The 26,498-nt window shown below is 58.2% G+C and carries 19 protein-coding genes; 7 read left to right on the top strand and 12 right to left on the bottom strand.

The window, feature by feature from the left end; translation table 11 throughout:
* Nucleotides 1-108: 108 nt before the first annotated feature.
* The 9 genes from gltB to AUC61_RS02185 form a co-directional block, all read right to left on the bottom strand.
* Nucleotides 109-4,557 (bottom strand): glutamate synthase large subunit, encoded by a 4,449-nt coding sequence (gene gltB / locus AUC61_RS02225; RefSeq protein ID WP_243244255.1) that lies wholly within the window; start codon nt 4,555-4,557, stop codon nt 109-111.
* 356 nt (nt 4,558-4,913) lie between these two features.
* Complete coding sequence (locus AUC61_RS02220; protein WP_243244254.1) at nt 4,914-6,533, bottom strand: AAA family ATPase; 1,620 nt, start codon at nt 6,531-6,533, stop codon at nt 4,914-4,916.
* A 9-nt stretch (nt 6,534-6,542) separates the two neighbouring features.
* Nucleotides 6,543-7,646 carry a 3-dehydroquinate synthase gene (aroB, locus tag AUC61_RS02215; RefSeq protein WP_243244253.1) on the bottom strand — a complete coding sequence of 368 codons (1,104 nt, stop codon included), beginning with the start codon at nt 7,644-7,646 and terminating at the stop codon, nt 6,543-6,545.
* 128 nt (nt 7,647-7,774) lie between these two features.
* Nucleotides 7,775-8,293, bottom strand: a complete 519-nt coding sequence (gene aroK, locus AUC61_RS02210) for a shikimate kinase AroK (RefSeq protein ID WP_087271137.1) — start codon at nt 8,291-8,293, stop codon at nt 7,775-7,777.
* Between the two features lie 4 nt (nt 8,294-8,297).
* On the bottom strand, nt 8,298-10,400 hold the full coding sequence (locus tag AUC61_RS02205) for a type IV pilus secretin PilQ (protein ID WP_243244252.1): 2,103 nt from the start codon (nt 10,398-10,400) through the stop codon (nt 8,298-8,300).
* A 56-nt stretch (nt 10,401-10,456) separates the two neighbouring features.
* Complete coding sequence (gene pilP / locus AUC61_RS02200; protein ID WP_243244251.1) at nt 10,457-10,984, bottom strand: type 4a pilus biogenesis lipoprotein PilP; 528 nt, start codon at nt 10,982-10,984, stop codon at nt 10,457-10,459.
* Nucleotides 10,981-11,604 carry a type 4a pilus biogenesis protein PilO gene (gene pilO, locus AUC61_RS02195; RefSeq protein ID WP_122664152.1) on the bottom strand — a complete coding sequence of 208 codons (624 nt, stop codon included), beginning with the start codon at nt 11,602-11,604 and terminating at the stop codon, nt 10,981-10,983. The genes pilP and pilO overlap by 4 nt, the downstream gene beginning before the upstream one ends.
* Complete coding sequence (locus AUC61_RS02190; protein ID WP_243244250.1) at nt 11,601-12,167, bottom strand: PilN domain-containing protein; 567 nt, start codon at nt 12,165-12,167, stop codon at nt 11,601-11,603. Before AUC61_RS02190 ends, pilO begins: the two co-directional genes overlap by 4 nt.
* Nucleotides 12,167-13,231 (bottom strand): pilus assembly protein PilM, encoded by a 1,065-nt coding sequence (locus tag AUC61_RS02185; RefSeq protein WP_243244249.1) that lies wholly within the window; start codon nt 13,229-13,231, stop codon nt 12,167-12,169. The genes AUC61_RS02190 and AUC61_RS02185 overlap by 1 nt, the downstream gene beginning before the upstream one ends.
* A gap of 221 nt (nt 13,232-13,452) precedes the next feature.
* Here AUC61_RS02185 and AUC61_RS02180 point away from each other — a divergent pair, with 221 nt between their 5' ends.
* Complete coding sequence (locus tag AUC61_RS02180) at nt 13,453-15,909, top strand: penicillin-binding protein 1A (protein WP_422764891.1); 2,457 nt, start codon at nt 13,453-13,455, stop codon at nt 15,907-15,909.
* A gap of 175 nt (nt 15,910-16,084) precedes the next feature.
* Here AUC61_RS02180 and AUC61_RS02175 read toward each other — a convergent pair whose 3' ends face one another.
* The 3 genes from AUC61_RS02175 to rpmE form a co-directional block, all read right to left on the bottom strand.
* Complete coding sequence (locus AUC61_RS02175; RefSeq protein WP_122664148.1) at nt 16,085-17,353, bottom strand: malic enzyme-like NAD(P)-binding protein; 1,269 nt, start codon at nt 17,351-17,353, stop codon at nt 16,085-16,087.
* A 266-nt stretch (nt 17,354-17,619) separates the two neighbouring features.
* The gene (locus tag AUC61_RS02170; RefSeq protein ID WP_243244247.1) at nt 17,620-18,423 is read right to left on the bottom strand and encodes a thermonuclease family protein; all 804 of its coding nucleotides are present in this window, start codon (nt 18,421-18,423) and stop codon (nt 17,620-17,622) included.
* 23 nt (nt 18,424-18,446) lie between these two features.
* The gene (gene rpmE, locus AUC61_RS02165; protein ID WP_020293533.1) at nt 18,447-18,680 is read right to left on the bottom strand and encodes a 50S ribosomal protein L31; all 234 of its coding nucleotides are present in this window, start codon (nt 18,678-18,680) and stop codon (nt 18,447-18,449) included.
* Between the two features lie 176 nt (nt 18,681-18,856).
* Here rpmE and AUC61_RS02160 point away from each other — a divergent pair, with 176 nt between their 5' ends.
* From AUC61_RS02160 to AUC61_RS02135, 6 genes are all read left to right on the top strand, one after another.
* Nucleotides 18,857-21,076 carry a primosomal protein N' gene (locus AUC61_RS02160; protein WP_243244246.1) on the top strand — a complete coding sequence of 740 codons (2,220 nt, stop codon included), beginning with the start codon at nt 18,857-18,859 and terminating at the stop codon, nt 21,074-21,076.
* Between the two features lie 146 nt (nt 21,077-21,222).
* Nucleotides 21,223-22,959 carry an arginine--tRNA ligase gene (gene argS / locus AUC61_RS02155; protein ID WP_243244245.1) on the top strand — a complete coding sequence of 579 codons (1,737 nt, stop codon included), beginning with the start codon at nt 21,223-21,225 and terminating at the stop codon, nt 22,957-22,959.
* Nucleotide 22,960: 1 nt separating this feature from the next.
* Nucleotides 22,961-23,641, top strand: coding sequence for an SPOR domain-containing protein (locus AUC61_RS02150; RefSeq protein WP_122664142.1), 681 nt, complete (start codon nt 22,961-22,963; stop codon nt 23,639-23,641).
* A gap of 388 nt (nt 23,642-24,029) precedes the next feature.
* Nucleotides 24,030-24,560: an ATP-dependent protease subunit HslV gene (gene hslV, locus AUC61_RS02145; RefSeq protein WP_027901992.1), complete on the top strand. Its 531-nt coding sequence runs from the start codon at nt 24,030-24,032 to the stop codon at nt 24,558-24,560.
* 68 nt (nt 24,561-24,628) lie between these two features.
* Complete coding sequence (hslU, locus tag AUC61_RS02140; protein ID WP_122664141.1) at nt 24,629-25,966, top strand: HslU--HslV peptidase ATPase subunit; 1,338 nt, start codon at nt 24,629-24,631, stop codon at nt 25,964-25,966.
* 153 nt (nt 25,967-26,119) lie between these two features.
* Nucleotides 26,120-26,497 carry a gamma-butyrobetaine hydroxylase family protein gene (locus tag AUC61_RS02135; RefSeq protein ID WP_122398295.1) on the top strand — a complete coding sequence of 126 codons (378 nt, stop codon included), beginning with the start codon at nt 26,120-26,122 and terminating at the stop codon, nt 26,495-26,497.
* Nucleotide 26,498: the final 1 nt, after the last annotated feature.

Genomic DNA, 26,498 nt, shown 5'->3' with positions numbered 1-26,498 from the left:
TACATGGCAGCTTCAGGCGACAAACCTGAAGCTGCCAGAATCATATTCGCAGGCAAATCACGCACTGCTGTTAACTTGCGGCTTGAAGCTTGCCGCTTAAAGCTGCAGTTACTGCGGATTCGCGCGGGTGCTGGAGAGCAAGGACTTCAACGAAGCTGCCTTCGGCTTGACCATCCAGAAGCGGCGCAGGTAGTCGTCCAGGTTTTCCCAGACGTTACGGCCCCACTCACTGTCTGTTTCCTCGACATACTCGGCCAGTACACGCTCCAGATGGCTGCGATAAGCTTCCATCGCTTCGCCGCTGATCCGCTGGATTTCAACCAGTTCGTGGTTAACCCGGTCAACGAAAGTGTTGTCCAGGTCCAGCACGTAGGCGAAACCACCGGTCATGCCGGAACCGAAGTTATAACCGGTCTTGCCCAATACGCAGACAAACCCGCCGGTCATGTATTCGCAGCAGTGGTCGCCCGTGCCTTCCACGATGGTGTGAGCACCGGAGTTACGCACCGCGAAACGCTCGCCTGCGGTACCGGCTGCGAACAGCTTGCCGCCGGTTGCGCCGTACAGACAGGTGTTGCCGATGATGGCGCTTTCCTGGGTCTTGAACGGACTGCCTTTAGGAGGAACGATCACCAGCTTGCCCGCAGTCATGCCTTTACCGACGTAGTCGTTGGCATCACCTTCCAGATACATGTTCAAACCACCGGCGTTCCAAACACCGAAGCTCTGACCCGCCGTCCCTTTGAAGCGGAAGGTGATCGGTGCCTTGTTCATGCCCTGGTTGCCGTGCAACTTGGCGATCTCGCCGGAAATCCTTGCGCCAATGGAACGGTCGCAGTTGCAGATTTCCAGCTCGAACTCACCGCCGCTCAGGCTTTCAATGGCCGGTTTGGCCATTTCAACCATACGTTCAGCCAGCAGGCCTTTGTCGAACGGCGGGTTACGATCTACCAGGCTGAACTGAGGTTTGTCAGCCGGAATGTGATCGCTGCCCAACAATGGCGTCAGGTCCAGATGCTGCTGCTTGGCAGTTTCGCCCGGCAGGATGTCGAGCAGATCAGTACGACCGATCAGCTCTTCCAGCGAACGAACGCCCAGCTTGGCCAGCCACTCGCGGGTTTCTTCAGCCACGTAGGTGAAGAAGTTGATCACCATGTCGACGGTGCCGATGTAGTGATCCTTGCGCAGCTTGTCGTTCTGAGTCGCAACGCCGGTAGCGCAGTTGTTCAGGTGGCAGATACGCAGGTATTTGCAGCCCAGCGCGATCATTGGCGCGGTACCGAAACCGAAGCTTTCGGCGCCGAGGATTGCAGCCTTGATCACGTCCAGACCGGTTTTCAGACCACCATCGGTCTGTACCCGAACCTTGCCGCGCAAATCGTTGCCGCGCAGGGTCTGGTGAGTTTCGGCCAGGCCGAGTTCCCAAGGAGCGCCCGCGTATTTGATCGACGACAGTGGCGATGCACCGGTGCCGCCGTCGTACCCGGAAATAGTGATCAGGTCGGCATACGCCTTGGCCACACCGGCAGCAATCGTACCCACGCCCGCTTCAGCTACCAGTTTCACCGAAACCAGCGCATCCGGATTGACTTGTTTAAGGTCGAAAATCAGCTGCGACAAGTCTTCGATGGAATAGATGTCGTGGTGCGGCGGTGGCGAAATCAGGGTCACGCCCGGCACTGCATAACGCAGCTTGGCGATCAGGCCATTCACTTTACCACCAGGCAGTTGCCCGCCCTCGCCCGGCTTGGCGCCTTGAGCGACCTTGATCTGCAACACGTCAGCGTTGACCAGATACTCAGGGGTCACACCAAAACGGCCGGTGGCGATCTGTTTGATTTTCGAGCTGCGGATGGTGCCGTAGCGCGCAGGGTCTTCACCGCCCTCACCGGAGTTGGAGCGTGCGCCCAGACGGTTCATGGCCTCGGCCAGTGCTTCGTGAGCTTCCGGCGACAGTGCGCCCAGGGAGATCCCGGCTGAGTCGAAACGCTTGAGGATTTCCGCCAGCGGCTCGACTTCGTCGATGGACATCGGAGTGTCGAGGGTCTTGACCTGAAACAGGTCGCGAATCATCGATACCGGACGCTTGTCCACCAGCGAGGTGTATTCCTTGAACTTGCTGTAGTCGCCCTGCTGCACAGCGGCTTGCAGCATGCTGACCACGTCCGGGTTGTAGGCGTGGTATTCGCCGCCGAACACGAACTTGAGCAGGCCACCTTGCTGGATCGGCTTGCGCGGGCTCCAGGCTTCGTTGGACAGCAATTTCTGCTCAGCTTCGATATCAACGAAGCGCGCACCTTTGATGCGGCTTGGCACACCACGGAAGCTCAGGTCGCAGACCGCTTCGGACAAACCGATGGCTTCGAACAACTGCGCGCCACGGTACGACGCGATGGTCGAGATCCCCATCTTCGACAGGATCTTGAGCAGGCCCTTGGTGATGCCTTTGCGGTAGTTCTTGAACACCTCGTAGAGGTCGCCCAGTACTTCGCCCGTGCGGATCAGGTCGCCCAGCACTTCGTAAGCCAGGAACGGATAAACCGCCGACGCACCGAAGCCGATCAATACCGCGAAGTGATGCGGATCACGGGCTGTCGCGGTTTCAACCAGAATGTTGCTGTCGCAGCGCAGGCCTTTTTCGGTCAGGCGGTGGTGCACAGCGCCTACAGCCAAAGAGGCGTGAGCAGGCAATTTGCCTGGAGCGATATGACGGTCGGTCAGGACGATCTGGGTACGACCGGCACGCACGGCTTCTTCAGCCTGATCAGCGATGTTACGCACAGCCGCTTCAAGGCCCATGCTCTCATCGTAGTTCAGGTCGATGATCTGCCGCTCGAAGCCCGGACGCTCCAGAGTCATCAGCGAGCGCCACTTGGCCGGAGAAATAACCGGCGAGCTGAGGATCACGCGGGAAGCGTGCTCAGGCGACTCCTGGAAAATGTTGCGCTCGGCACCGAGGCAGATTTCCAGCGACATGACGATGGCTTCACGCAGCGGGTCGATCGGCGGGTTGGTCACCTGCGCGAACTGCTGGCGGAAGTAGTCGTAAGGCGAACGCACGCGCTGCGACAGAATCGCCATCGGCGTGTCGTCACCCATGGAGCCGACCGCTTCCTGGCCCTGCTCACCGAGCGGACGCAATACCTGATCACGCTCTTCGAAGGTGACCTGATACATCTTCATGTATTGCTTGAGCTGGTCGGCATTGTAGAAAGCCGAACCGTGGTCATTGTCTTCGATGGTCGCCTGGATGCGCAGGGCGTTCTTGCGCAGCCATTGCTTGTACGGGTGACGCGACTTCAAGCGGTTGTCGATGGCGTCGGTGTCGAGGATCTGGCCGGTTTCAGTGTCCACGGCAAAGATCTGACCCGGGCCGACACGGCCCTTGGCGATCACGTCTTCCGGCTTGTAGTCCCACACGCCGATTTCCGACGCCAGGGTGATGTAGCCATTCTTGGTGGTGACCCAGCGCGCCGGACGCAGACCGTTACGGTCAAGCAGGCACACCGCATGACGGCCTTCGGTCATCACGACACCGGCCGGACCATCCCAAGGCTCCATGTGCATGGAGTTGTACTCATAGAACGCCCGCAGATCGGGGTCCATGGTCTCAACGTTCTGCCACGCAGGCGGAATAATCATGCGCACGCCACGGAACAGGTCGATACCGCCGGTGACCATCAGTTCCAGCATGTTGTCCATGCTTGAGGAGTCGGAACCCACGCGGTTGACCAGCGGGCCCAACTCATCCAGATCCGGAATCAGTTCGTTGGCGAACTTGGTGCGACGGGCCTGCGCCCAGTTGCGGTTGCCAGTAATGGTGTTGATCTCGCCATTGTGAGCGAGAAAGCGGAATGGCTGCGCAAGCGGCCATTTCGGCAGGGTGTTGGTCGAGAAGCGCTGGTGAAATACGCAAATCGCGGTCTGCAGACGCTCGTCGCTCAGGTCCGGGAAGAATGCCGTCAGGTCGCGCGGCATCATCAGACCTTTGTAGATGATGGTCTTGTGAGAAAAGCTGCAGATGTAGTGATCAGTGTCTTCAGCGTTGGCGACCGACGAACGGCGGCGTGCGCTGAACAGCTTGATCGCGAACTCCTGATCGCTCAGGCCTTCACCGCCGATGAACACCTGCTCGATTTTCGGCAGACGCTCCAGCGCCAGACGACCCAGCACGCTGGTGTCGATAGGCACTTGGCGCCAGCCGACGAGGGTCAGGCCAGCGGCAAGGATTTCGCGATTCATGTTCTCGCGGGCGACATCGGCTTTAGCGTCGTCCTGATTGAGGAACACCATGCCCACGGCGTATTGACGCGGCAGCTCGTTGCCAAAGGTTTCCTTGGCAACGGCGCGCAGGAACGCGTCCGGTTTTTGAATCAACAGCCCGCAACCGTCACCGGTCTTGCCGTCGGCGTTGATCCCACCACGGTGGGTCATGCAGGTCAGGGCTTGGATAGCCGTCTGCAACAGGTGATGACTGGGCTCGCCCTGCATGTGGGCAATCAGGCCGAAACCACAGTTATCCTTGAATTCATCTGGATGGTACAGACCTGCTTTCATAGACACTTTCTCACCAGGCTGCCTCTAAAAGAGACAAATTTCTTTTCAATTCAACCAGTTACCTCTCGCGCTGAACGTACGCCAGCTTAGCGGGAGCAAAAGGGAGGTCATTGTACACAGCGACACAAAGCCTCACAAATTTAACGACGAACAGTCGTAAATTCGTGTCGCATTTATGAACGTTTATAGCTGGATGCTGTGCTAGCCGAAAGACTTTTTTATCGTTCTGACCAGAAGCGTTCTGAATACCTAAGGTGCCTGTGATACAGACACCACAAGGCGCGCTGCCAGTGGCAGCACGCTCAAGAGGTCAAACAGGTTGCTGGGTGAGCGGCCAGGGTAAGGCCGCTGCGACTTCAGCGAGCTGCGCCGAGTTCCTGTTGGATACTGGCGACAGTACGAGGCCAAGGTTTACCAGCCTGAACCTTCGCTGGCAATCCCTTGATAGCTGCAAGGGCAGCTGCGCGATCAGAGAAGTTGCCGTAAGTGATCACATACAGCGGCTTGCCCTGAAGCGTTTTCTTGAAATAACGGTACTCGCCACCTTGCTCTGCAACGAAAGCCTGAGCAGTGGTCTCTGAGCTGGTGCCCAGAATCTGCACAACGTAACGACCCGGTTGCTGACTGCCGTACCAACTGCTACCGGCCGCAGGTTTCGCAGCGGCGGCAGGTGCTGACTTGGCGGTTGCGACCTGCGCAGGAGCCTGAGCTGGCGCTGCTGGCTTCGGAGCGGTCGCCGCAGGTGCGGCAGGCTTCGGAGCAGTAGCAGCCGCTGGCGGCGCGATAGACGAGCGAGGCGTGGAAGGTGCAGCGCCGGCCGGCACACCGGCAGGCGGCGCGGTGGTGGTCACGGTCGGCGGCTGCTCAACCGAACCGACCGGCACGCCATCATCGTCGCCATCACTTGCGCCAGCCGCTTCAGCAAGCGGGCCACGCATAACAGGCTGAGAGTTGCCCACCAGTGGCAACGGCATCGGCTGCGAGTTACCTGCGAACTCGATAGCAGGGCCACCATTGTTGGACTGCTGGGCGCTTGGCGTGCCCTGCCCCAAAGGCAATTGCGCCTGAGAGTTGGCAGGTTGCGTCGCTGGAGCACCGGAATTGCCGCCACGGCCCGGGATCAGCACTGCTGCCAATACCCCGACTGCAACCACAGCACCCAGTGCCATTACATATTTCTTCGGCATTTTGAATCCCACACTTGGGCGTTTGACCGCCGAACGGCTGGCGATCATCGCCTCGATCATTGAGTCCCGGGCAACCTGATTGATAGCGCCAGGCCATCCACCGGAATGCTCGTGAATATCGGTTATCTGCTCGGCCGTGAACAATTCGATGCCTTGTCCGGCACCTTCCAGTCGCTGCTCCAGATATTCCCGTGTTTCGTCTTCCGTGTAAGGTGCCAGCTCGATGACGTGATAGCGCTCGCCCTCGGTTTCTGCCTCTGCACACAGCTGATCGAGTCGATCGATCAGCGAGGCTTCACCGAACAAAAACACATGCGGACGGCCTTCAGGACTTCCATCAGCCAGACCGAGCAGTGCTTCGAGTGCAGATTCGCCCAGTTGTTCGGCATCATCGACCAACAAATAGACTTCTTGCCCGGTCAGCGCCAACTGCACGATCTGAGCAAGAATGGCATGCATCTCTGGCTGGGCGACATTCAGCGCCTGAGCAACCTGACGCAGCAGGCCGGACGCATCGGTGGCGCCGCGCGCCGAAATCACTACGCTCTGAACCGATTGCTTGTTGGTGCTGGCGACCAGCGCCTGACGCAACAAGGTCTTGCCGCTGCCGTTTGGCCCGGTCACAACCAGCAACAGCTGGCTGTAACGCGCCAGATGATGCAGCTGCCCCAGTACCGGCTTGCGCTGGGCAGGGAAAAATTTGAAGCCAGGTACCCGCGCCGCGAAGGGGTCATGACTCAACTGGTAATGGCCGAGGAAGGCCTCGTCGGCGTGCAAGCTACTCGTCATGGATTTTCATTAACCTCTGAGCTGATCCACGAGGGCGCGGTAATCCGCCGCCAGCGTGGCCTGTAATACTTCTTTTGGATATTCGTCGGTGATCACGGCTTCGCCCATACGGCTAAGCAGGACCAGACGCATACGACCATCCAGGACTTTTTTGTCGACCGCCATGTGCTCAAGGAAATGCTCCGGGGTCATTTCCTGCGGCGGCACCACCGGCAAACCGGCACGCTGCAGCAGGCGGATACCGCGATCACGTTCCTGTTCGCTGATCCAGCCCAACCGGGAAGACATTTCCAACGCCATGGCAGTGCCTGCACCTACCGCCTCACCATGCAGCCAGACGCCGTAACCCATATGAGTTTCGATGGCATGCCCGAAAGTGTGGCCGAGGTTAAGCGTGGCACGCACGCCGGTTTCTCGCTCATCAGCGCCGACGATCAAGGCTTTGGCAGCACAGGAGCGCTCGATAGCAACAGTCAATGCGGCTTGATCCAGCCCGCGCAACCGGTCAATGCTTTCTTCAAGCCAGGTCAGGAACGGTTCATCGCTGATCAGGCCGTACTTGATGACCTCGGCAAGACCTGCAGACAGCTCACGCTCAGGCAAGGTGTTGAGACTGGTGGTATCGATCAGCACAACGCTCGGCTGATAGAAAGCGCCGACCATGTTCTTGCCCAGCGGATGGTTGATACCGGTCTTGCCGCCCACCGACGAATCGACCTGTGACAGCAAGGTAGTAGGGATCTGAATAAAATTCACCCCCCGCTGATAGCAGGCAGCAGCAAAGCCGGCCATGTCACCAATGACACCGCCACCGAGAGCAATCACGGTGGTACGACGATCATGACGAGCACCCAGCAGGCCATCAAAAATGGTTTGCAGGGTTTCCCAGTTCTTGAAAGCTTCACCGTCCGGAAGAATGACGGGCAGGACCTTATAATCGGCCAGCGTACGGGTCAGTCGCTCAAGGTAAAGCGGTGCGACGGTGGTGTTGGAAACAATCGCCACTTGCCGCCCGACGATATGCGGAGCGAGTAAATCCAAACGATCCAGCAAGCCTTCGCCGATGTGAATCGGGTAGCTGCGCTCGCCAAGCTCGACCTTAAGTGTCTGCATGTGTCCCCACGTTGATTACCGGATACGTCGCTGTGAGCGCTTTTGGCACTCACGCAAAATGTGGCTCAAGGCAGTGCCTCGTCCTGTTTTTTATTGGTCGCCGAGGATAGCGCATTTCTGCCTGGGCTTTAACGGGGAGGAAGCTCCGCCAAACGCGCAAGGATATCAAGAACCACCATTCGTGGCGGCCGCTCATCGGTTTCAACCACCAGATCGGCAATCTCCCGATAAAGCGGGTCGCGCATCTCCAGCAGATCGCGCAAAACCTTCGCAGGATCAGCAGTGCGCAACAACGGACGGTTACGGTCACGGGCAGTACGCCCGACTTGCTGCTCTACCGACGCATGCAGATAAACCACGCGCCCTCCCTGGTGCAGGGCCTGACGGTTTTCGCTGCGCATGACTGCGCCGCCGCCGGTCGCGAGGACAATGCCGTCCACGCTACACAGCTCAGCGATCATCGCTTGCTCACGGTCACGGAAGCCCGGCTCGCCTTCCTTGTCGAAAATCCACGGGATATTGGCACCCGTGCGCAGTTCAATTTCCTTGTCGGAATCCTTGAACGGCAGGCGCAGCTCTTTGGCCAGCAAACGGCCGATGGTGCTTTTGCCAGCCCCCATCGGCCCTACAAGTATTAAATTTCGCACAGAATCAACGACTCACAGCAATCGCCTGGTTGTTCATGATACGCGGAGTGAGGAACACCAGCAGCTCGGATTTTGCTTCCGAGACCACATCGCGCCGGAAAAGGCGGCCAACATACGGCACATCGCCAAGAAATGGCACCTTATCGACAACTTTACTTTGCGTATTGGAGAACACACCACCAATTACGATGGTTTCGCCGTCGGCGACCAGCACCTTGGCGTTGACTTCATTTTTGCGAATAGGCGGCACACCCAGCACGGTATTGAGGTAATCCGGCTCATCCTTGGTGACCTTGACCTCCATGATGATTCGGTTGTCCGGGGTGATCTGCGGAGTCACTTCCAGCGACAGCGAGGCCTCCTTGAAAGAAACGGTGGTAGCGCCGCTGGAGCTGGATTCCTGATAAGGAATCTCGGTGCCTTTCAGAATCTTCGCGGTTTCCTTGTCCGAGGTCACGACCTTGGGTTGCGAGACGATCTCCCCGTTACCGGTTCTCTCCATGGCGCTGAGCTCAAGGTCGAGCAAAACGTTGTCGGTCATGAACGCGATACCGATGCCGGAGGTTGCGTTGGCTGCACCCAGATCGACGAACGGCACATTGGATGTCAGCGCATCGCCCGTGTTACCGGCTTCGTCCCCATTGTCATCCAGACCGTAGCCGCTCCATTTATGGTTGTTGTTGCGATTGGTGTCGCCCGCCCAGCGGACCCCGAGTGCCTTGTCGTAACCGACGTTGGCCTCGACAATTCGCGCTTCGATCATCACCTGACGCACCGGAATGTCCAGTTGGGAGACGATACGGCGCAGTTCGTCCAGGCGGTCCTGAGTCTGGTAGGCAATGATGTTATTGGTGCGGTCATCCACGGTAATCGAGCCGCGCTCATCGATTTTCGACTCGGCGCTGGTCACCGACTGGAACAGCTTGGCGATATCCGCAGCCTTGGCGTAGTTGACCTGCAACAGTTCACGACGCAGCGGTGCCAACTCGGCAATCTGCTTGAGCGACTCCAGTTCCTGACGCTCGCGAGCCGCGATTTCGTCGGCTGGCGCCACCAACAGCACGTTGCCGATCTTGCGCTTGTCCAGACCTTTGGTTTTCAGCACCAGGTCCAGCGCCTGATCCCATGGCACATTCTGCAGACGCAGCGTGATGCCGCCTTGCACCGTGTCACTGGCCACCAGATTGAGGCTGGTGAAGTCGGCGATTAGCTGCAGCACCGAACGCACATCGATGTCCTGAAAGTTCAGCGACAGCTTTTCACCGGTGTAGACCAGCTTTTCAGCATTGCGACGGTCCAGATCCTCGTTGGTCAACGGACGCACACTGATAGTCAGTTTGCCTTCCGTCTGGTAAGCCGAATAATCGAAAGGCCCTGAAGGCTCGATGGTGATACTGGCCTTGTCGCCAGTAGCACTGGCATTGACGAACTGCACCGGCGTGGCGAAGTCCTTGACGTCCAGGCGCACACGCAGCTTTTCAGGCAATTGGGTTTTGGCGAAATCAACACGAATTCTGCCGCCCTGCTCCTGAATATCAGGGGCGACGCTGGAGTCGGTCAGATCAATGATCACATTGCCTTCACCTAGCTCGCCACGCTGGAAATCGACATTTCTGATTGCCTTGCCGACGGGCGCATAGGCCTTGGGCTTCGCCGGGGCTGGTGGCGGCACGGCAACACGTGCGGCGCCCTGAGCTGTAGTCGGCTGCGAGGCCTGTGCCGCTGCGGCGCCCTGGCCAATCACGACAAACAGGTTATTGCCATCAACCCGCGAGCTGTAGGGCGCAAGCGCGGTCATGTTGATGATGACCCGCGTGCGATCCTGGGCCTGAACCACCACCACGCTACGGGCGTTACCACTGCCCAACTCACGGCTCTTGGTCGCCAGCTGGCTGGTAACTCCGGGCAGATCCAGTGCAATACGCGCGGGTTGCTCGGTGGTGTAGCCTTTGGGTGCAGGCACAGGGGAGTCGAAACTCAGTTTGAGTTCGATCCTGTCTCCGGGCAATGCAGCCACATCCAGCGTTTTGAGAGTGGCGGCCTGGAGCACCGGCGAAATCATCGCAATCCATAGCGATACACCGATAGCCGAAAGAATCCTGGTCATGATCATTTTCCGTCCTGCAAACCCGAGGGTGTTTTGCGTGCTTGGCTGTGCTCGTTTCATGAGCGTTCTTTCAGGGAAATACTGCGCGGCCTTTCCAACCATGCCCCCTCTCCGTCAGGAACTATTTCTACGACATCAACCCGAGATTCATCGACTGAGACAATCCGGCCATTATTACGCCCCAGATAATCGCCCACCTTCACCCGGTATACGCCGCCAGCGCCTTTAAGCAAGGCAAAGGTGCCGGTGTCATTGGCCATAGTACCGACCATCTCAAACGTCTCGATATTGAAACCCTCCAGAAACTGCCTCGGTCGGGTTTCATCAGGTGCTACCAATCGAGAGCCTTTCAAGCGATTGACCAGATCAGCCTTTATCGGTGGCTGAAACGGGCTGCGCATATTCGCCGCGTTATAGGTAAACGCCTCGTAAGGACGAAACTTGGGCAGCGGCTCGATGGTGCCCGTCGGCCGGGCCCGCGCCTCATCCATGAAGGTCGTCAGGTCGGCGAACGACGAGTCATCGTTGCAACCGGCCAGACTGATCAACGCCACACTGGCGCACAACAATCGCGCCAGCCTCATTTCTTGAGCCCTTCATCGTTATAGCGATAGGTCTTGGCAAGAATGTTCATGCGCAACCTGGAGGGATTGGAAGCGTCCACAGGTTTGATCTCAAAGTCGTGCAGGGTAACGATCCGCGGCAAGCTCGCAACGCCACTGACAAAAGTTGCCAGGTCGTGATAGGCGCCGACTACGGTGATCTGTATCGGCAATTCGATGTAAAACTGCTGAGCAGCTTCAGGCAGCAATTTGATTTCTTCGAACTCCAGTCCGCTGCCTAACCCTGTACGGGTGATGTCTTCAAGCAAGCCTGGTACCTCGGTATCGCTGGGCAGCTGCCTCAGCAAAGCACCGAAGGTGTTTTCCATTTCAGTCATCTGCACCTTGTAAGGCTGCAGGTTAGCGGCCTGGAAAGCCTTGTTGGTGAACTGCTCTTTGAGCGTGCCTTCATTGGCGCGTGCAGCATCGAGCTGACTCTCAAGATCCTGAATGTAGAAAAAGTAACCGAGGGCAAGCACCAGCACCATCAACAACATGCCCGCCACGACTTTGACCGCCGCAGGCCATGAGCCAAGGTTGTTGACGTCAAGGTCGCCAAGGTCGATCCGGCGCAGCCCTTCCAGCGACTCAGAAAGATTCATGGCTTGACTCCATCAATGCCCGGCTGGGTCTGGCGCACTGTCAGCTGAAATACGTTGGCCTGGTCCAGCGCGCCAGCGGTTGTTGCCTTGACTTCGGTCAGACTTGGCGCTTCAAGCCAGTCGGAGGCGTCCAGATTACGCATCAGGTCCGAGACACGATTATTCGACTCTGCCGCGCCGGTGATACTGATGAGGTTGTCAGCCATCTTCACGTTCGAGAAGTACACCCCGTCCGGAAGAGTGCGCGCCATCTGGTCAAACACCCGGCCAATGATCGGACGGTTGCCCTGCAGGTCCTGGATGATCTTCATACGTTCCAGCAGTTGCTTGCGTCGAGCTCGCAAATCACTGATCTCTTTGATGCGCTCGTCGAGCTGTACGACTTCGTTCTGAATGAAAGCATTACGCGCCGCCTGATGGGTAATCGCGCTGCTCAAATACTGATTGACCAAGAACAACGCTCCGATCGAGGCGACAAATACGCCCGCCAGAGCAATGAGGAAGCGCTTCTTGCGTTCTTCGCGAAGCTGTTCACGCCAGGGGAGAAGGTTAATCCGGGCCATCAGTCGAAGCTCCTCAGGGCCAGACCGCAAGCGATCATCAAAGCAGGCGCGTCACTGGCCAGGGCGCCAGCATTGACCTTGGGCCCCAACGCCATATCGGCAAACGGGTTGGCAACCAGGGTCGGGGTGCCGATGCGCTGCTGAACCAGGTGATCCAGGCCGGAAACCGATGCCGTGCCACCGGCCAACATGATGTAGTCGACCGAATTGTATTGCCCGGCAGCAAAGAAAAACTGCAGCGACCGGGCCACTTGTTGCACCACGGCGTCCTTGAACGGCTGCAAGACTTCGGAGACATAATCATCCGGCAGACCGCCCTGCTTCTTCGCAAGCCCGGCCTCTTCCACCGACAGGCCATAACGGCGCTGAATCTCTTCAGTGAGCTGACGCCCACCGAACAACTGCTCGCGGGTATAAATGATGCGACCTTTGTGCAGCACGCTCAGCGTGGTCATGGTTGCGCCGATGTCGACGATCGCCACGGTCAGTTGATCGTGACCATTGCCCAATTGCGCCGACAACAATCCAAAAGCACGCTCCAGCGCGTAGGCCTCCACATCGACAACCCGCGCGCTCAGGCCTGCGAGTGCCAGAGCCGCTTCGCGCACCTCGACATTTTCTTTCCGGCAGGCAGCAAGCAGGACTTCGACCCGCTCAGGATTGCGCACCGAATAGCCCTGAACCTCGAAATCGATTGCGACTTCTTCCAGCGGATAAGGAATGTATTGATCGGCTTCGATTTTAAGCTGGTTTTCCATGTCGTCGTCGGACAGGCCAGCATCCATTTCGATGGTCTTGGTGATCACTGCCGACCCGGCGACAGCAACCGCCACAGATTTGACGCCTGTACGGGCCTTGATCAATACACGCGACAGCGCATTGCCGACACCTTCAAGCTCGGCAATATTCTTTTCGACCACGGCGTTCGCCGGAAGCGGCTCAACCGCGTAAGACTCGACCTTGTAACGTGTGCCGGAACGACTCAATTCAAGGAGCTTCACCGATGTAGAGCTAATATCGATCCCTAGAAGGGTGTTGGCCTTCTTACCGAAGAGTTCGAACACAACCTGTTTCCTATGAGTTTCCGTCACTTACGGATTATTTGTTGTCCAACGCCGCTGTCGGCAGTCTTGACAGTAGCGCAAATAACGCTCGGAGACGAAAAATGCTTATAATGCCCAGCGTTTTTTTCGTTTAACCAAGCTTCAAGGCGTGTCTGTTTGTTAGTGTCCGCGCTTAACTCATTCTTTTTTCTGTTCTTTATTCTGGAAACCTAAAAGCCTTGATACGCCTGCTGAAGTTTTTGTGGTGGTCTCTCGTTGCCGTATTCTGTGCGCTGTTACTCGGCCTCAGCGGTGCCTTCCTTTACCTGAGTCCGAACCTTCCGTCTGTTGAAGCGTTGCGCAGCATTCAGCTGCAAATTCCTCTGCGCGTGTACAGCAGCGATGGCAAGTTGATCGCGGAGTTTGGCGAAATGCGCCGTACCCCGATCCGCTTTGCCGAAATCCCGCCGAACTTCATTAACGCCTTGCTCTCGGCCGAAGACGACAACTTCGCCAATCACTACGGCGTCGACCCCGGCAGCTTGATGCGCGCAGCTTCGCAACTTGTGAAAAGCGGCCATATCCAGTCCGGTGGCAGCACCATCACCATGCAGGTCGCAAAGAACTATTTTCTGACGAGTGAGCGCAGTTTTTCGCGCAAAACCACCGAGATTCTTCTTGCACTGCAAATTGAGCGCCAACTGACCAAAGATGAAATTCTTGAGCTGTACGTCAACAAGATCTACCTGGGCAACCGGGCCTACGGGATCGAAGCGGCGGCCCAAGTGTATTACGGCAAATCGATTCGCGACGTAACGCTTGCGCAAATGGCGATGATTGCAGGCCTGCCTAAAGCGCCTTCGCGCTTCAATCCGCTGGCCAATCCAACTCGTGCCAAAGAGCGTCGGGACTGGATTCTGGGCCGCATGTACAAGCTGGGCAAAATCGACCAGAACGCCTATCAGACGGCTCTCAACGAACCGCTGAATGCCAGCTACCACGTACCGACGCCTGAAGTTAATGCGCCTTACATTGCCGAGATGGCCCGTGCAGAAATGGTTGGTCGCTACGGCAGCGACGCCTATACAGAAGGCTTCCGCGTCACTACCACCGTACCGAGCGATCTTCAGGAACACGCCAACACGGCTGTTCAGGAAGGCTTGATCGACTATGACCAGCGCCACGGTTATCGCGGCCCTGAAAGCCGCTTCCCGGGCATGACCCGCGAAGGCTGGGTGCAAGAGCTGACCAAGCAACGTCCTATCAGTGGCCTGGAGCCTGCCATCGTCACCCAGGTCGACAAGACCGGCCTGCGCGTCCTCACGCGTACGGGTGAAAAGGAAGAGACTGTTGATTGGGCAAGCATGAAATGGGCACGTCCGTATCTGAATACCAACAGTCTGGGCGCAAACCCAAAACAACCTGCTGACGTAGCGCATGTCGGCGATCTGGTTCGCCTGCAACGTCAGGAAAATGGCTCTCTCAAGTTCAGTCAGATTCCTGCCGCACAAAGCGCACTGGTTTCCCTTGATCCGCAGAATGGTGCGATTCGCGCGCTGGTCGGTGGCTTCGCCTTCGAGCAGAGCAACTACAACCGCGCCCTGCAAGCCAAGCGTCAGCCAGGTTCGAGCTTCAAGCCGTTCCTGTACAGCGCCGCACTGGACAACGGCTACACCGCGTCGAGCCTGGTGAACGACGCGCCAATCGTGTTCGTTGACGAATATCTCGATAAGGTGTGGCGTCCGAAGAACGACACCAATACCTTCCTTGGTCCGATCCGCCTGCGTGAAGCGCTGTACAAGTCGCGTAACCTAGTGTCGATCCGCCTGCTGCAGCAGTTGGGTATCGACACTTCGATTGACTACATCACGCGCTTTGGCTTCAACAAAAGCGACCTGCCGCGCAACCTTTCGCTTGCGCTCGGCACCGCAACCCTGACTCCGATGGAAATCGTGACAGGCTGGTCAGCGTTCGCCAACGGCGGCTACAAGGTTAATTCTTACCTGATCCAGAACATTGAAAGCCGCGACGGTGTGACCTTGTTTGAGGCCAACCCGCCAAGCGTGCCAGCGGTCGACAGTCAGCCTGCGCCCCATGCCAACACGGTAGCGGTACCGAATGGCCCAGCGTTGATCACATCGTCGACCGAGGGCCCGGCACAGCCTGCCCCACCGGTTGATCCTCAAGCGCCAGCCATTGCACCGCGCATTGTGGATGGCCGTACCACGTACATCCTCAACAGCATGCTGCAGGACGTCATCAAACGCGGTACAGGTCGCCGTGCCTTGGCAATGAACCGTCCGGACATCGCAGGCAAGACCGGTACAACCAACGAATCCAAGGACGCCTGGTTCACTGGCTACAACGCCGATTACGTGACCACTGTCTGGACAGGCTTCGACCAACCCGAAAGCCTGGGCCGTCATGAATTTGGCGGTACCGTTGCCCTGCCGATCTGGATGAACTACATGAGCGCCGCGCTCAAGGACAAGCCACTGCATCAGCAGGCTGAACCAGATGGCATCCTGAGCTTGCGTGTAGACCCGATCAGTGGCCGCGCAGCGACTCCGAGTACGCCTAACGCATTCTTCGAGCTGTTCAAAAGCGAAGACACGCCGCCGAGCGTCAATGAACTGGGCGGCCAGGCACCGGGCAGCCCGCTGCCAGCGGATGAGTCAGCGCCGATCGATTTGTTCTGACGGACCGCGTCATCGTTTATCGCTGCCTCGCGTTGCTCGTGAGCTCCTACAGGATTTTGTAGGAGCTCACGAGCAACGCGAGGCAGCGATTGGGTCCAACGCCAGATCAAGACCAATCATTACCCAAAAAAAACCCTGCATCGCTGCAGGGTTTTTTGTGTTTCTGAATCAGCGATTAGCCGTTAAAAACGTCATCAACGCTGGTCAGCGGGTAGTGCTTTGGATACGGCAGGGTTGCAACGCCGCTCTCGATGGCTGCCTTGGCAACAGCATCAGCGATCAGGCCCAGCAGACGGGAGTCCATTGGTTTCGGGATGATGTACTCACGACCGAATTCCAGCTTGATACCACCGTAGGCATCGCACACTTCCTGAGGCACTGGCAGCTTGGCCAGTTCACGCAGGGCATTGGCCGCTGCGATCTTCATTTCTTCATTGATGCGCTTGGCGCGAACGTCCAGAGCACCACGGAAGATGAACGGGAAGCCCAGTACGTTGTTGACCTGGTTCGGGTAGTCGGAACGACCGGTCGCCATGATCACATCGCTACGGGTAGCGTGAGCCAGCTCTGGAGCTATTTCTGGATCAGGGTTCGAGCAAGCGAACACGATCGGATCCTTGGCCATCGACTTCAGACCTTCAGCGCTCAGCAGGTTCGGGCCGGACAAGCCAACGAACACGTCTGCGCCGTCAAGGGCGTCAGCCAGAGTGCGCTTCTCAGTCGCGTGAGCGAACACAGCCTTGTACTGGTTCAGATCGGTACGACCGGAGTGGATCACGCCGGAACGGTCGATCATGAAGATGTTTTCGATGCGAGCGCCCATGCTCACCAGCAACTTCATGCAGGAGATGGCCGCAGCACCAGCGCCCAGGCAGACGATTTTGGCGTCAGCGAGGTTCTTGCCGACGATTTCCAGGGCGTTGATCATGCCGGCTGCGGTAACGATCGCGGTGCCGTGCTGGTCATCGTGGAAAACCGGGATGTCGCATTGCTCGATCAGCGCTTTCTCGATCTCAAAGCACTCAGGCGCCTTGATGTCTTCGAGGTTGATACCGCCGAAAGTGATGGAGATGCGTTTTACGGTGTCGATGAAAGCCTGTGGGCTTTCCGAATCAACTTCGATATCGAATACGTCGATACCGGCGAAACGCTTGAACAGAACGCCCTTGCCTTCCATCACTGGCTTGGAAGCCAATGGACCCAGATCACCCAGGCCAAGGATTGCGGTGCCATCGGAAATAACTGCTACCAGGTTACCTTTGCCGGTGTACTTGTAGGCCAGCTCAGGGTCACGGGCGATTTCACGCACAGGCTCGGCAACACCAGGGCTGTATGCCAGGGCCAGGTCGCGAGCGGTTGCGGTGGGCTTGGTGAGTTCTACGCTCAGTTTCCCCGGACGAGGATTGGCGTGATATTCAAGCGCGGCAGTTTTCAAATCAGACATGTGGGCATTCCGCTTTTTTTACTGTGGGACAGACGGACCGCCGAGGATACGCAAGATGCAAAGTCCTAACAAGACTGGCCAGTCACAACTGTCAATAGGCGAGGACTAAGACTTTACGCTTAGAGGCGAGGAGGTTGAAGCGCTAGCACGTCGCGCGCGCCCTGTAGGAGTGAGCTTGCTCGCGATAGCGTTCAACCAAAAAATTTTTTTCACTGACACACCGCTATCGCGAGCAAGCTCACTCCTACAGGGGGTTCAGCAACTAATCAGAGGGCTGACAGATCAAGCATCGCCGGATGGGTAATCGGCATCATCCAGCGTGCCTGGCCCTCTTTGAGACCACCGCGACGAGAGCGATCAACGACCCAGCCACGCGCCTCGATACGCTGGCCCTTCAGACGGCTCAGTGTTTTGGAGTCGAACTGGCTGACCAGATCAGGGGCGATACGCAGCACCAGCGAACCTTGCAATTCAATCCACATGCCGCCGCCATTACGCTGCACATCGACGATCTGCCCGGAGACCAGCGCAAAACCGCCTTTGTCGATCTGGCTGGCTGGTTGCACCGGCGATTTACGCCAAAGACCAAGACCTGCCTGACGAGCAGATCGCTCGGCAGCCTGCTGGCAATCCACTAGCGCTACGTTAGGCGATACGGCGACCAGATAACCCAGCCCTTCGCTCAACAGTTGCGCTTCGAGATTGGCGCCATTGCGATCATAGACATTGGCAAGCACACGGCCGTAATGATCCTTGGCCTGCTGACCGATCAGTAAACTGACGCTGCCGTTGCTTTCGGCCACCAGCGTTTGCAAGCGACGTTGGGCAGCCTCGGCAAACGGCTCGGCAGAGCGGCCTTTCTTGCCCGTCTCGGGCGTATTGAGACCGACCATGCGTACGTTGCGGCCATCCTTCAGGCGCAGGGTATCGCCATCAACCACCCGCTCGACCTGCGCAACAGGGAGCGAAGATGGCGCCGGACACAGAGCCTGAGCAACGGGCAGCCAAATCGTGGCCACAAAAAAGGCGCCCGCTAGGGACGCCTTTTTAAGCAGCCTGGAGAAACCCATTGGATTTTCCAGATCGGCCAACCTTACTCTGCAGCAGCAGGAGCTTTGGTAGCGCCGAACGCACCGAAGCGCGACTTGAACTTGTCAACACGGCCGCCAACGTCAAGAGTCTTCTGCTTGCCGGTGTAGAACGGGTGGCACTCGTTGCAAACGTCCAGGCTCAGAGGCTTGGCGAGAGTCGAACGGGTTTTGATGACATTGCCGCAGCTGCAAGTAGCGTCAATGGCTTCGTAAACTGGATGGATATCAGCTTTCATCGGTACTTCCTCGGGCTAGCGTGCCGCCATCCAACACTATTGTCGAATACCGCACGTAAATAGGCCGCGAATCTTACCAGACAATGCAAATCGCGCAAGTAAACCTTTAAGCCGGTCGTCCGCTTGCGTCTGCTAAGATCGCGCATCCGTCACATACCGTAACAGGGAAACCCCGCGTGCCCGACGCTATTCTGCGCCTTGCCTTGCCTTCGCCACTGCGGCGTCTGTTCGACTACCGAGCCCCCGCCGGAGTGCTGCGCAGCGCCTTGCAACCAGGCATGCGCCTGCGAGTGCCGTTCGGCCGCCGGGAAATGATCGGCATCCTGATCGAGATCGCCGACCACAGCGAAGTACCTGCCGACAAGCTCAGGCCCGCCATTGCGCTGCTGGACGAGCAAGCACCTCTGCCGCCTTCACTGTTCAAACTGTGTCTCTGGACCTCTCAGTATTATCAACACAGCCTCGGCGACACCTTGAGCTGGGCGTTGCCGGTCCTGCTGCGCCAGGGTGAACCGGCGGAATCGCGCCAGGAACGCTTCTGGCAGGTCGCGCCAAACGCCAGCGTGGACGACCCGCGCATCGCCCGGGCGCCCAAACAGCGTGAAGCCCTGATGACGCTGGCCCAGCATCCTCACGGCGTTGCCCATCAGTTGCTCAGTAAACTGATGCTTAATAAAGAGAGCCTGAACCTGTTGCTGGCCAAAGAGCTGGTTCAGGTCGAGGTGCGTAGCCATGCACCGTCGGCACGGCACGAGCACTGGCTCGCGCAGCCGGAGCTACCGCTTAACACCGAACAACGCGCTGCCTGCGAGGCCATTCGCGCCGGGTTCGACAGCTTTCACGCGTTTCTGCTTGCAGGCGTTACCGGCAGCGGAAAGACCGAAGTCTATTTACAGCTGATCCGCGAGACACTGGAAGCCGGTAAACAGGCGCTGGTACTGATCCCGGAAATCAACCTCGGCCCACAAACCCTCGCGCGCTTCGAGCAACGCTTCAACGCACGCATCGCCTTGCTGCACTCAGCAGTCAATGACCGCGACCGGCTGGACGCCTGGCTGGCGGCGCGGGACGGCGAGGCCGACATCATTATCGGTACCCGTTCGGCGCTGTTCACACCGATGAAGAACCCCGGCCTGATCATCATCGACGAAGAGCACGACGGCTCCTATAAACAGCAGGAAGGCTTGCGTTATCACGCCCGGGACCTGGCACTGGTGCGCGCCCGCCAGGAAAACATTCCCATCGTGCTCGGCTCGGCCACTCCATCACTGGAAAGCCTGCACAACGCCTACACCGGACGGTACGGCTTGCTGCGCCTCAACCAACGAGCTGGAGGCGCACAACAACCGAAGTTCATGCGTCTGGACGTGAAAAGCCGGCCGCTGGACAGTGGTATTTCCGGGCCGATGCAACAAGCTATCGGCCAGACCCTCGAAGCTGGCCAGCAAGTATTGGTCTTCCTCAATCGACGCGGCTTTGCGCCGACACTGCTGTGTCACGACTGCGGCTGGCTGTCGGGCTGCCCACGCTGCGATGCGCGAATGACGGTCCACCAACGCTCCGGCGAACTGCGCTGCCACCATTGCGGCCATGTCGAACGCGTGCCGCGCCAATGCCCGTCATGCGGCAAAGTGGATCTACGTCCGGTTGGCGCAGGCACCGAGCGCGCCGAAGAGCGTCTGGCCATTCTGTTTCCGGATTACCCGGTGTTGCGGGTCGACCGTGACAGCACCTCGCGCAAGGACGCAATGAATCAACTGTTCGCAACCATCCAGCGTGGGCAGCCGTGCATTCTGGTCGGTACGCAGATGCTCGCCAAAGGGCACCACTTTCCGCGCGTGACCTTAGTGTCGATTCTGGACGCCGATGGAGGCCTGTTTTCCGGGGATTTCCGCGCCAGCGAGCGCATGGCGCAGTTGATAGTCCAGGTCGCAGGCCGTGCCGGACGGGCTGAAGAGCCTGGCCGGGTCATCATCCAGACGCATCTGGCAGACCATCCGCTGCTGATTCAGCTCACTGAACAGGGTTATTTCGCCTTCGCGGAGCAAGCTCTGAGCGAACGTCGCGCGGCCGGCTTGCCGCCTTTTGCGCACCTGGCTCTGTTACGGGCAGAAGCGCACAAACCCGGTCAGGCCGAAGGTTTTCTCGATGAGGCCTGCGCCGAAGCCGAGCAATTGCTGGTCGACATGAGTCTGGGCGGTATTGAACTGCTGGGCCCGGTCCCGGCGCCGATGGAACGTCGCGCCGGTCGATATCGAGCCCAATTGCTGCTGCAGTCCAATGCTCGCGCGCCCCTGCACAAACTGCTCAGCGCCTGGCTGCTGGCCCTTGAGCAAATGCCGAGTGGCAGGCAGGTCAGGTGGTCGCTGGATGTGGATCCGGTGGATTTGTATTAAATGCATGCCCTGCGCAAAACACCCACAGGGAAATTTCAGACCGCACATCCAACGCGGTTGGCAAGGTGGCTCCGGCAACGGATAATGCCCAGTTTTTCCACCCGCGCATCCAGGCGCTGCCGCGCTTGCGGTCGAAAGAGAGCATCATGAAAGACATCATTCGCCAGCTGATCCAACAAGCCCTGAGCCAACTCGTCACCGAAGGCGTCTTGCCAGAAGGCCTGTCGCCAGTGATTCAGGTGGAGAATGCCAAGGACAAGACCCACGGCGACTTCGCCAGCAACATCGCCATGATGCTGGCCAAGCCAGCCGGTATGAAGCCCCGTGATCTGGCTGAAAAGCTGATCGCCGCGCTGCCTGCCGATGAGCAGATCAGCAAGGTTGAAATCGCCGGTCCCGGCTTCCTGAACTTCTTCCAGAACACTCAGGCTCTGGCCGCACGCCTTGACGCCGCGCTGGCCGACGCCCAGCTGTCAGTGCGCAAAGCCGGTCCGGCGCAGCGCACGGTTGTCGATCTGTCCGCACCAAACCTCGCCAAGGAAATGCACGTAGGTCACCTGCGCTCGACGATCATCGGCGACGGTGTTGCCAGCGTCCTGGAGTTTCTCGGTGACACTGTTATCCGTCAGAACCACGTGGGCGACTGGGGTACGCAGTTCGGCATGCTGCTGGCTTATCTGCAAGAGCAGCCAGCCACCAGTGACGAGTTGTCGGACCTGGAAGACTTCTACCGCGCCGCGAAAAAACGCTTTGATGAGTCCGAAGAGTTCGCCGACCGCGCCCGTGGGCTGGTGGTAAAACTGCAGGCCGGTGACGCTGAATGCCTGAGCCTGTGGACCAAATTCAAAGACATCTCGCTGTCCCACTGCCAGAAAGTCTACGACCTGCTGAACGTCAAACTGACCCCGGCAGACGTCATGGGCGAAAGCGCTTACAACGATGATCTGGCCAACGTAGTTGCCGATCTGAAAGCAACCGGCCTGCTGGTTGAAAGCAACGGCGCACAGTGCGTCTTCCTCGAAGAATTCAGAACAGCCGACGACACCCCGCTGCCAGTGATTGTGCAAAAGGCCGGTGGCGGATATCTGTACGCGACCACCGACCTGGCTGCGATCCGTTATCGCAGCAACGTATTGAAGGCTGATCGCGCCCTGTATTTCGTCGATCAGCGTCAGGCGCTGCACTTCCAGCAGGTCTTCGAAGTGGCACGTCGTGCCGGTTTCGTCCACGAAGGCATGCAACTGGAACACATGGGCTTCGGCACCATGAACGGCGCCGACGGCCGCCCGTTCAAGACTCGCGATGGCGGCACGGTCAAACTGATCGACCTGCTTGAAGAAGCCAAGGAGCGTGCCTACACACTGGTCAAGGAAAAGAACCCCGAGCTGCCTGAAGACGAACTGCGCACCATCGCCAAGGCCGTTGGCATCAGCGCGGTGAAGTACGCAGACCTGTCAAAGCATCGGGCCAGCGACTACAGCTTCAATTTCGATCAGATGCTCAGCTTCGAAGGCAATACCGCGCCTTATCTTCTCTATGCGTACACACGGGTTGCGGGTGTGTTCCGTAAACTCGGTACGCCGTTTGATGCCAGCAAGGGCCAGATCGTCCTTGAGGCATCACAGGAGCAAGAGCTGGCTGCACGCCTGGCGCAGTTTGGGGAAATCCTCAACAACGTCGCCGACAAAGGCACGCCGCACGTTCTGTGCGCTTACATCTATGACCTCGCCGGGTTGTTCTCCAGCTTCTACGAGAACTGCCCGATCCTGGGAGCTGATAATGCCGAACAACAGCAGAGCCGTTTGCGCCTTGCTGCATTGACCGGCCGCACCCTCAAGCAAGGCCTGCAACTGCTGGGTCTGGAAACTCTGGAGCGTATGTAAGTTGGCTGCTGCGAAAAAGAAACCTGCTCCCAAGCGCGGCGCCAGCCGTTATCAGGCACCCGCGAAGAAGCCGATTCCTGGATGGCTGTGGCTGGCAATCGGTCTCAGCGTCGGTGCCTTCGTCGTTTTTCTGATGAAGCTCGAACCGGGCGGCGATGACATCAAGCGAGTCAGGGCTGATGCCAAGGCGGCAAAAATCGCCGAAGCGAACAAGACGCCGCCGAGCCCGACAGCACCGGTCAAGCCCAAGTACGACTTCTACACGCTGCTGCCGGAATCGGAAGTCATCGTGCCTAACGAAGCCGTGCCTGAGAAAACCCCGCCTCCAGTGGTTGCGCCGGTCACGCCTGAGCAAGCCGCGAAGATCGACACCGCACGCGCTCAGGCAGCGCTCAGCGGCCTGACTCCGCCACCGGCACCGCCTGTGGCCAAACCGGCAGCGGTGACACAATTCTTCCTGCAAGCGGGCTCGTTCCGCAAGAAAGAAGACGCCGACAAGGTGCGCGCGCAGATCATCCTGCTCGGCCAGAGCGCCGCCGTGGAATCAGGCACGGTCAAGGACGAAACCTGGTACCGCGTGCTGGTCGGACCGTTCAGCAACCGCGAGCAACTGACCGTGGCCCAGAAGCAGTTGGCGAGCGGTGGCTTTAGTAACTTGTTGTTGCAGCAACGTAGTAAATAACTCTCACACCCGGATCCCTGTGGGACCGAATTCATTCGGGAAGAGGCCGCAACGTCTTGAGTCATCGGTGCCTGACAAGACGCCTTCGCGAATGAATTCGCTCCCACATATCACTGCCGAAATGCTGGCCTGTAGGAGCGCCCCAGTCGTCCAGACCCCGCAATGCCGTGCAGCAAACGCGGACCCTGTAGGAGTGAGCTTGCTCGCGATCGGATTTCATGGTCGACGAATTTATCGCATGAACTGACGCCATCGCGAGCAAGCTCACTCCTACAGTTGTTATGCTCGCCCCTCACCACCACTCATCCCCCACGGTTGAAATCCTTTCCTACACCCCCATATGAGTTTTCACCAGGGCATTTTCGCCCCGCTGTGTGGAGACTCTCCCTTGACCACCATCGTTTCAGTGCGCCGCCACGGCAAAGTCGTCATGGCTGGCGACGGCCAGGTTTCTCTGGGCAACACCGTCATGAAAGGCAACGCCAAGAAAGTGCGTCGTCTGTACCACGGTGAAGTAATTGCCGGTTTCGCCGGCGCCACGGCCGATGCGTTCACTCTTTTCGAACGCTTTGAAGGGCAACTTGAAAAGCACCAAGGTCATCTGGTGCGTGCCGCCGTAGAACTCGCCAAAGACTGGCGAACCGACCGTTCCCTGAGCCGCCTGGAAGCCATGCTGGCGGTTGCCAATAAAGACGCTTCGCTGATCATCACCGGTAACGGCGACGTAGTTGAGCCCGAAGACGGCCTTATTGCCATGGGTTCTGGTGGCGCTTTCGCTCAAGCTGCGGCTCGCGCCCTGCTGCAAAAGACCGACCTGTCGGCGCGTGAAATTGCCGAAACCGCATTGCATATCGCTGGCGATATCTGCGTGTTCACCAACCACAACATCACCATTGAGGAGCAGGACCTCGCTGAGTAAGCCTCGCCCTGGCCGCTGCAACCAGCGGCCATGCCGAACCTGAATCAGCTGGAGGACCGCCAAATACCATGTCAATGACTCCCCGTGAAATTGTCCACGAACTGAACCGCCATATCATCGGCCAGGACGATGCCAAGCGCGCCGTTGCCATCGCCCTGCGTAATCGCTGGCGCCGGATGCAACTGCCTGAAGAGCTGCGCGTTGAAGTAACGCCCAAGAACATCCTGATGATCGGCCCGACTGGTGTCGGTAAAACCGAAATCGCCCGTCGTCTGGCCAAGCTGGCCAACGCGCCGTTCATCAAGGTCGAAGCGACCAAGTTCACCGAGGTCGGCTATGTCGGCCGCGACGTTGAGTCGATCATTCGTGATCTGGCCGACGCGGCGATCAAGCTGCTGCGCGAACAGGAAATCATCAAGGTTCGCCACCGCGCCGAAGACGCGGCTGAAGACCGCATCCTCGACGCCCTGCTGCCGCCTGCCCGCACTGGTTTCCAGGAAGAAGCCGCGCCGAGCAACGATTCCAACACCCGTCAGTTGTTCCGCAAGCGCCTGCGTGAAGGTCAGTTGGACGACAAGGAAATCGAGATCGAAGTCAGCGAAGCCGTTGGCGTCGACATTTCCGCGCCACCGGGCATGGAAGAGATGACCAACCAGCTGCAAAGCCTGTTTGCCAACATGGGCAAGGGCAAGAAGAAGAGCCGCAAGCTCAAGGTCAAGGAAGCACTCAAGCTGGTACGTGAGGAGGAAGCAGGTCGCCTCGTCAACGAAGAAGAGCTTAAAGCCAAGGCGCTGGAAGCCGTCGAACAGCACGGCATCGTGTTCATCGACGAAATCGACAAAGTTGCCAAGCGCGGCAATGTCGGCGGTGCCGATGTGTCTCGTGAAGGCGTACAACGCGACTTGCTGCCACTGATCGAAGGCTGCACGGTCAACACCAAGCTGGGCATGGTCAAGACTGACCACATCCTGTTCATCGCTTCCGGTGCATTCCACTTGAGCAAGCCGAGTGACCTGGTGCCAGAGCTGCAAGGCCGTCTGCCGATCCGTGTAGAACTCAAGGCGCTGTCGCCGCAGGATTTCGAACGTATTCTCAGCGAGCCGCACGCGTCCCTGACCGAGCAATACTGCGCGCTGCTGAAAACTGAAGGTTTGAACATCGCGTTCGAAGCAGACGGCATCAAGCGTCTCGCCGAAATTGCCTGGCAGGTCAACGAGAAGACCGAGAACATCGGTGCGCGTCGTCTGCACACACTGCTTGAGCGCTTGCTGGAAGAAGTGTCGTTCAGCGCCGGTGACCTGGCGACTGATCCGGATGCAGCGCCGATCCGCATTGATGCCGAGTACGTGAACAGTCACCTTGGCGAACTGGCCAAGGATGAGGATCTGTCGCGGTATATTCTTTAACGAAAATTACTGTAGGAGTGACCGGGGTGGCGCTCCACCTTGCTCGCGATAAGGTCGGCACGACCTTTTTAGCAATGGTGAATTCACTAATTCACGACTGCTTCGCAGCCGATCGCGAGCAAGCTCACTCCTACAGATATCATCCGGTGTGACATGCCCAAACTTCCTACAGCCATCCAGCTCCACAAAGCCTCGAAAACCCTGACTCTCAAGTACGGGCCAAGCGAGGAATATCACCTGCCTGCAGAGTTTCTGAGGGTGCATTCGCCATCGGCCGAGGTTCAGGGCCATGGCAAGCCGATCCTGCAATTCGGCAAACTCGGCGTAGGGCTTACCAAGGTAGAACCTGCCGGGCAATACGCACTGAAATTGACCTTCGACGACGGTCATGACAGCGGACTGTTCACATGGGAGTATCTTTACGAACTGGCGCAACGCCAGGAAGACCTGTGGAATGATTATCTGCTTGAGCTGAAAAACGCTGGCAAGTCCCGCGACCCTTCCGAGCAAGTCATCCGGCTGATGCTCTAAC

It is taken from the genome of Pseudomonas maioricensis (assembly GCF_022790535.1).
GTDB lineage: Bacteria > Pseudomonadota > Gammaproteobacteria > Pseudomonadales > Pseudomonadaceae > Aquipseudomonas > Aquipseudomonas maioricensis.
The sequence above is the reverse complement of the archived record's forward strand: the minus strand, read 5'-3'. Positions and strand labels throughout refer to the sequence as shown.

Coding starts and splice junctions, on each gene's coding strand:
- AUC61_RS02170 (WP_243244247.1), bottom strand. CDS start 18,423: ATGGGTTTCTCCAGGCTGCTTAAAAAGGCGTCCCTAGCGGGCGCCTTT.
- AUC61_RS02175 (WP_122664148.1), bottom strand. CDS start 17,353: ATGTCTGATTTGAAAACTGCCGCGCTTGAATATCACGCCAATCCTCGT.
- AUC61_RS02220 (WP_243244254.1), bottom strand. CDS start 6,533: ATGACGAGTAGCTTGCACGCCGACGAGGCCTTCCTCGGCCATTACCAG.
- AUC61_RS02135 (WP_122398295.1), top strand. CDS start 26,120: ATGCCCAAACTTCCTACAGCCATCCAGCTCCACAAAGCCTCGAAAACC.
- rpmE (WP_020293533.1), bottom strand. CDS start 18,680: ATGAAAGCTGATATCCATCCAGTTTACGAAGCCATTGACGCTACTTGC.
- hslU (WP_122664141.1), top strand. CDS start 24,629: ATGTCAATGACTCCCCGTGAAATTGTCCACGAACTGAACCGCCATATC.
- argS (WP_243244245.1), top strand. CDS start 21,223: ATGAAAGACATCATTCGCCAGCTGATCCAACAAGCCCTGAGCCAACTC.
- AUC61_RS02205 (WP_243244252.1), bottom strand. CDS start 10,400: ATGACCAGGATTCTTTCGGCTATCGGTGTATCGCTATGGATTGCGATG.
- gltB (WP_243244255.1), bottom strand. CDS start 4,557: ATGAAAGCAGGTCTGTACCATCCAGATGAATTCAAGGATAACTGTGGT.
- pilP (WP_243244251.1), bottom strand. CDS start 10,984: ATGAGGCTGGCGCGATTGTTGTGCGCCAGTGTGGCGTTGATCAGTCTG.
- aroB (WP_243244253.1), bottom strand. CDS start 7,646: ATGCAGACACTTAAGGTCGAGCTTGGCGAGCGCAGCTACCCGATTCAC.
- AUC61_RS02190 (WP_243244250.1), bottom strand. CDS start 12,167: ATGGCCCGGATTAACCTTCTCCCCTGGCGTGAACAGCTTCGCGAAGAA.
- pilO (WP_122664152.1), bottom strand. CDS start 11,604: ATGAATCTTTCTGAGTCGCTGGAAGGGCTGCGCCGGATCGACCTTGGC.